We start from the raw sequence: 554 nt of genomic DNA, 5'->3' as shown, positions 1-554 counted from the left end.
TCATCTCCTCCCCTTATAATTGGCTCTGCTAAATTTTTTAATGATTTTTTAATTTCATCAACTTTCTGCTGGACTATACCTGATTTAGGATAGTGAGTACCTGAAACCTTCATTTGCCTTGAAGTCAACCTTAAAACTTTTTTCCCTATAGGTAAACTTTTATAATTAGCTATTAAATCAAAGGTACCTTTAATATTTTTATAATAAACTTTTAGTCCCTTTGAATGATCTAAAATTTCTAAATCATAGATCACACCATCTTTGAAAACTATGTCATTTGACTTACCATCATATTCTAATTTTACAATACCTTTTGGGATTAACTTAAAGGACAAATCTAATAATATAATTCTTAAAACTACTTCAGCATTAATCTTATCTGTTTTACTAATATATATTTTTTGACCTATTTTTATTTTATGAATAGCAGAACTATTTAACTCATTAAGTTCAGCTATTTTTTTTACAGTAATATTAAATTTTCTTGAGATACCCCATAATGTATCTCCTTTTTTTACAATATAATAATTCACAGAGAGTACCTTTATAATTAT

Annotated in this window: 1 protein-coding gene; it reads right to left on the bottom strand. The window is 25.6% G+C overall.

Annotated features, from left to right (window positions below):
• The coding region (locus E2K52_RS14645) for a LysM peptidoglycan-binding domain-containing protein (RefSeq protein WP_151205709.1) at positions 1-533 on the bottom strand (533 nt) is incomplete at its 3' end.
• Positions 534-554 lie beyond the last annotated feature (21 nt).

Origin of the sequence: Acinetobacter sp. RF14B, assembly GCF_006864105.1 — a bacterium.
GTDB lineage: Bacteria > Pseudomonadota > Gammaproteobacteria > Pseudomonadales > Moraxellaceae > Acinetobacter > Acinetobacter lwoffii_C.
The sequence above is the reverse complement of the archived record's forward strand: the minus strand, read 5'-3'. Positions and strand labels throughout refer to the sequence as shown.